6 protein-coding genes and 1 riboswitch are annotated in these 5,396 nt (G+C 37.9%); of the genes, 3 read left to right on the top strand and 3 right to left on the bottom strand.

The annotated features are described in order from the left end of the window. Positions 1–156: 156 nt before the first annotated feature. The 3 genes from metC to LC095_RS26445 form a co-directional block, all read right to left on the bottom strand. Entirely contained in the window at positions 157–1,344 is a 1,188-nt protein-coding gene (gene metC / locus LC095_RS26455; protein WP_226530897.1) for a cystathionine beta-lyase, read from the bottom strand. Continuing rightward, positions 1,331–2,455, bottom strand: coding sequence for a methionine biosynthesis PLP-dependent protein (locus LC095_RS26450; protein ID WP_226530896.1), 1,125 nt, complete (start codon positions 2,453–2,455; stop codon positions 1,331–1,333). The genes metC and LC095_RS26450 overlap by 14 nt, the downstream gene beginning before the upstream one ends. 126 nt (positions 2,456–2,581) lie before the next feature. Further along, a riboswitch (SAM riboswitch) is annotated at positions 2,582–2,913 on the bottom strand. Positions 2,914–3,043: 130 nt separating this feature from the next. Continuing rightward, complete coding sequence (locus LC095_RS26445; RefSeq protein WP_034332655.1) at positions 3,044–3,328, bottom strand: hypothetical protein; 285 nt, start codon at positions 3,326–3,328, stop codon at positions 3,044–3,046. 169 nt (positions 3,329–3,497) lie between these two features. Between LC095_RS26445 and LC095_RS26440 the strand changes: the two genes are divergently transcribed. The 3 genes from LC095_RS26440 to LC095_RS26430 all read left to right on the top strand — a co-directional run bounded on the left by LC095_RS26440 (position 3,498) and on the right by LC095_RS26430 (position 5,261). Beyond that, positions 3,498–4,223 (top strand): esterase family protein, encoded by a 726-nt coding sequence (locus LC095_RS26440; protein ID WP_226530895.1) that lies wholly within the window; start codon positions 3,498–3,500, stop codon positions 4,221–4,223. Between the two features lie 84 nt (positions 4,224–4,307). Then, complete coding sequence (locus tag LC095_RS26435) at positions 4,308–4,826, top strand: YjcG family protein (protein ID WP_226530894.1); 519 nt, start codon at positions 4,308–4,310, stop codon at positions 4,824–4,826. After that, positions 4,827–5,261: a GNAT family N-acetyltransferase gene (locus LC095_RS26430; protein ID WP_226530893.1), complete on the top strand. Its 435-nt coding sequence runs from the start codon at positions 4,827–4,829 to the stop codon at positions 5,259–5,261. Positions 5,262–5,396 lie beyond the last annotated feature (135 nt).

Below are 5,396 nucleotides of genomic sequence, written 5' to 3'. Positions count from 1 at the left end.
CGCTTCCTCCAGCCCTTATCTCAAGATAAGTACCTTGCGCTTCCTTAGTGGTTGGTCGATGTGTACCCCCACAGTGGACTTTCACCACCTAGATAGTTGCCATGCCTGGCACACCAAAAGAAAGAGCTAACCTCAATAGTTAGCTCTTTTCGTAACTTATGCATTCACATTTTCATTCTTCTTTACAGCCGGAAGCTTCTCTAATGCCGCATCAAAATCCTTAATCAAATCTTCCACCTTTTCTAATCCTACACTCAATCTAAGCAATCCATCTGAAATTCCACGTTTTTCACGTTCAGCTGGCGGCATTGCTGCGTGTGACATTTTTGCCGGATAGGAAAGAATCGATTCCACCGCCCCTAAGCTTACGGCGAAAACAGGAAGCTCAACATTCTCCACCAATGTTCTTACCGCATCTCCATCTGCTAGTTTAAATGATAAAACCGCTCCAGGTCCGTCTGCTTGATATCGCTGTGTATCATGTCCCGGATGAAAGCTTAAGCCCGGGTAGTATACTTCCACCACCTTTGGATGGTCAGCCAAAAATTCAGCGATTTTTAATGCCGAAGCTTGTGATTGCTGTAATCGTACATGTAACGTTTTTAAGCCTCTAAGAACTAACCATGCATCCTGTACACCAAGCACTGCTCCGAATGCATTTTGTAGTTTATATAAGCGATCCCCAAGCTCAGGGTCTTTTACAACCGCAAGTCCTGCAAGCACATCACTATGACCTGCTAAAAACTTCGTTGCACTATGAAGCACAACATCCACACCAAGCTCCAATGGTCTTTGAAGCTCCGGAGTTAAAAACGTATTATCTAAAAAGGTTAAACAATTATTGGCTTTTGCTAAATTCACAATGCCTTTAATGTCTGTTACCTTTAACAATGGATTTGAAGGTGTTTCCATATAGATTACCTTCGTATTTGGTCTAATTTCAGATGCAACCTGATGAAGATCTGTCATATCAACAAATGTATGCTCAATGCCAAAACGAGTTAATACGTCTGTAATAATCCGAAATGTCCCGCCATATACATCCTCGGTTACCAATACGTGATCACCTTGCGATAATAATAAGAAAGCTGTTGAAATAGCAGCCATCCCTGAAGAAAATGCCAATCCTCTTGATCCACCCTCTAATTCTGCGATAGCTTGTTCCAATGCTTCACGGGTCGGATTTCCTGAACGTGCATAATCATACTTTCCAAACTCATCAATATCGAATTGATGAAAAGTGGAAGAATGGTGAATAGGCACACTTACCGATCCTGTGCTATGGTCCACCTTTGATTCATTATGAAGTAGTTTTGTTTGAAATGACCAATTATGATTGCTCAACTGCTACCGCTCCCTTCATTGCTTTAAATGCTTGTGTAAGATCTTCTATAATATCCTCCGCATGTTCAACACCTACTGAAAAACGCAATAACTTGTTACAAACACCATTTGCAATGCGAATTTCTTCAGGTATGTCCATATGAGTTTGGGTAGCCGGATATGTGATAAAGCTTTCAATTCCGCCTAAGCTTTCAGCAAATGAAATAGTTTTTAAGTTTTTCAAAAATGGATTGACCCATGTTTCATCCTGCAAACGGAAAGAAAGCATTCCACCTTTTCCCGGATAAAGAACATCGAGTACGTCAGGATGCTCCTCTAAAAACTGTGCAACCTGCTGAGCATTTTGCTGATGCTGTCTCATACGAAGAGATAATGTTTTCATCCCTCTCATTAATAACCATGAATCAAATGGCGATAACACCGCTCCAATTGCATTTTGATGCTGAAAAAACTCATCACTCAGCTCCTGTCCCTTTGTCACAACTAAACCGGCAAGCACATCATTATGTCCACCTAAATATTTTGTTGCACTGTGAATGACAATATCAGCACCATCTAAAATTGGCATTTGAAGTACAGGAGTATAAAAGGTATTATCAACAATCACTAAAATATCATGTTTTTTTGCTATTGTTGCTAATTCTTTTATATCTGTTTCCTGCATTAATGGATTTGTTGGTGTTTCAATAAATAAAGCTTTTGTTTTCTCATTTATTAACTTTTCTGTTGCCGTTGGATTTGTGAAATCATCGTATTGAAAAGATAGTCCGTACTTTCTCCACTCTCTTTCAAACAAACGATAGGTTCCACCATATAAATCAGATGAGACGATTAGTTCATCTCCACTTTGGAATAAAGCCATGATCGTTTGGATTGCAGCCATTCCTGAGCTGAAGGCAAATCCGCGATCACCATGCTCTAATTCAGCGATTGCCTGCTCTACGAGTAATCTAGTAGGATTTCCTGTACGTATATAATCAAACCCTGTTGATTCTCCAATCCCTGCATGACGATATGCTGTAGAAAAATAAACTGGAGGGTTTACAGTACCTGTTACATTTTCACTTCTGTTACCAATTTGGGCTAATTTCGTTTCAATTCGTTTGCTCATGTTTGTCACTCCTAAAGTTTGAATTTATGATTATGGACATGAGAGAAAGCGTTCCTTATCTTTTCTAAGGCAAAATAAAAAGTCTTCCCCGTTAAGAAGAAGACTGTATTGTTTTGAGTGCGCTTCTTCTTATCTCTCAAGCATAAAGCTGGTGTGGCTTGCTGGATTTAGCACCTTGGCACTCGTGGAAGTCTTGGATAAGTTGATTATAGATTTGAGAAACTCATAATTAGTATTGTGTTGTTTTTCACAGCACGCAAGTGGTTGCGGCAAGATGAGCAAGCCTGCGACAGGAAATTAAAAATGCCTGAAACAAACAAAAGCGCTTTGTTTCATTTCCTGTCGGTGCTGTAAAAAACTTACTTAGAGTTTGTTATCATAATCACCAGATCTTCACTCGTTATGAACCGGTTGCTGAGGCTTCATAGGGCCAGTCCCTCTGCCTCTCTTGATAAGAAATATATGAAATTTTTTGGTTTACTTTTTTTTACTACTTTACATGATTCGAGTTTAGAATGCAATACAATTATTGTAATAGTTTGATTTGTGTAATTATTCCCACACAAAAAGCCGACGTTTTGTCGGCTTCTACTTAGATTTCGATTTTTCATTAAAATAATTGACAGAGTACATAGATCCTTCTGCAACCATCGAATTATCTTCTATATCATAAGGATCGGGATGTCCGGCTTTTTCCATAACTGGTTCTTTCCTAGATAAAAGGATTTTTGCTTTATTTTTTATTCGCTGTATTCCATAATTCATTTTATCTTTTCGTTTCTCATCTTTTAATAAATAAGAAGTAACACCTATTGTTGATAGCGCCACACCGGATAAAACCACTGTCCTCTTTGATAAGGCTTGTTTTTTCATTGTGATTCTCCTTTCACTCTTTTTTAATAGGTTTACCATGTACATTCCCTTGTCTCATTCTTTTCAAACCTTTTTTCTCTATCTTTCTATTTGCATTTTTAAGGATGAATCGTCTCAGGCGTGTTAAAATAGAAAAGGGTTTCAAACACATACATTAAGGAGGGAAATGATGAGTAAACATACAGGTATAATAAAGGAGCGTTCCTTTTTTTCAGCATCTTTAGAGGAAGAAGTAACATTACTTATTTATCTTCCGGAAAATTTTTCTCCTTTATATAAGTATAGTTTGTTAATTGCACAGGATGGTCAGGATTATTTCAAGCTGGGCCGGGTTGGCAGACAACTCGAAGCACTCATGAAAGAAGAAGAAATTGAGAATGTCATTGTTGTAGGAATTCCATACAAAGATGTCGATGACCGCCGAGACAAATATCATCCTAATGGAGTTAAGGTTAAGCAATATATACGCTTTCTCGCACATGAGCTTGTTCCATATTTGGATAAAGAGTTTCCAACCTACCAAATTGGATACGGCCGTGCTCTTATCGGAGATTCTTTAGGGGCATCCGTTTCATTGCTGACAGGCTTAATGTATCCAAATATTTTTGGTAAACTCATTTTGCAATCCCCATTTGTAAATGATGATGTATTGGAAGCAGTAGAAAACTTCACTTCATCTACTCGTCCAATTGTTTATCATCAAATTGGAAAGAAAGAAACGGCTGTAAAAACAACTCATGGTGAGATCGTTAATTTTGTGACACCGAACCGCAAGCTTGCAGAAGCGATTGAAAAAAAGGGATTTTCATACACCTATGAAGAATTCGATGGCGATCATACATGGAAGTATTGGCAGCCTTCTTTAACTCCGATTTTCAAGCAAATATTTGAGTAATTTTCAGGCACATCATACGTACATATGTTTATTCTTAAAAATTTGATATACTAACATTACAATGACTCGTTAGGAGGGAATGACATGAAATACGGAATTGCCCTTTTTCCATCTAAAAAACTACAGGATCTTGCTAATTCATATCGTAAACGATATGACAAACATTACGCTTTAGTTCCACCTCATTTAACGTTAAAAACAGCATTTGATGCAGATGATACTGAAATTAAAGCTGTTGCAAAAGAGTTACGTGAGGTCGCTGAAGCAACTAAACCTTTGCACATATCCATTAAGAAGGTAAGCTCTTTTTCACCTGTGAATAACGTCATTTATTTAAAAGTTGACCCGACAGATGAGCTTAAAGCTCTCCATGAAAAGCTGCATACAGGATCGCTGAGTAGCAATCCGGAGTATGCGTTTGTTCCACATATAACAATTGGTCAAAAACTATCAGACGATGAACATTCAGATGTTTTGGGAAATCTTAAAATGTTGGATATTCATCATGAAGAAGTTATTGATCGTTTTCATCTTTTATACCAATTAGAAAACGGTACTTGGACTGTCCACGAAACATTTTTACTTGGAAAGGAAAGCGAATAATTGAACATACAACAAGTCACAACAAAAGAACAACTAGATGATGCATTTTCAGTACGATACACTGTTTTTGTAGATGAACAAAAAGTTCCAGTTGAAGAAGAAATTGATCAACTTGAGGATGAATCAACACATGTCGTGCTATATGATGACAGCCAAAAGCCTGCCGGTGCAGGACGGGTGCGAGTTGTCGACGGCATAGGCAAACTTGAAAGAATCTGTGTTTTATCAACAAGCCGCAAAAACGGCGCCGGTCGAATGATTGTTGAAAAATTAGAAGAAATTGCAACTAAGCAAGGTGTAAGCAAGCTAAAGCTTAACGCACAAACACATGCAATTCCTTTTTATGAGAAGTTAAGCTATGAGGTTGTGTCTGATGAGTTTATGGACGCAGGTATACCTCATGTGACGATGATCAAGGAAATAGAAAAAAGCTAACATTCTTGTTAGCTTTTTTCTCAGGCTGTCGAGAAACCTCGGCAGCCTATTATTTTTATCTGAATACTTTAACTTTTCACCGCGTTAATTTGGTATAATATAGATAACTAATTGGGAGGGTGATATTTATGTTCA

The sequence above is a fragment of the Metabacillus niabensis genome, assembly GCF_020524345.1.
Lineage (GTDB): Bacteria > Bacillota > Bacilli > Bacillales > Bacillaceae > Metabacillus > Metabacillus niabensis_B.
This window is presented reverse-complemented; position numbering and strand designations above follow the sequence as displayed.

What these genes read in the sequence shown, in the direction of transcription:
- LC095_RS26440 (WP_226530895.1), top strand. Translation starts at nt 3,498, where the DNA reads ATGAGTAAACATACAGGTATAATAAAGGAGCGTTCCTTTTTTTCAGCA.
- LC095_RS26435 (WP_226530894.1), top strand. Translation starts at nt 4,308, where the DNA reads ATGAAATACGGAATTGCCCTTTTTCCATCTAAAAAACTACAGGATCTT.
- LC095_RS26445 (WP_034332655.1), bottom strand. Translation starts at nt 3,328, where the DNA reads ATGAAAAAACAAGCCTTATCAAAGAGGACAGTGGTTTTATCCGGTGTG.
- LC095_RS26450 (WP_226530896.1), bottom strand. Translation starts at nt 2,455, where the DNA reads ATGAGCAAACGAATTGAAACGAAATTAGCCCAAATTGGTAACAGAAGT.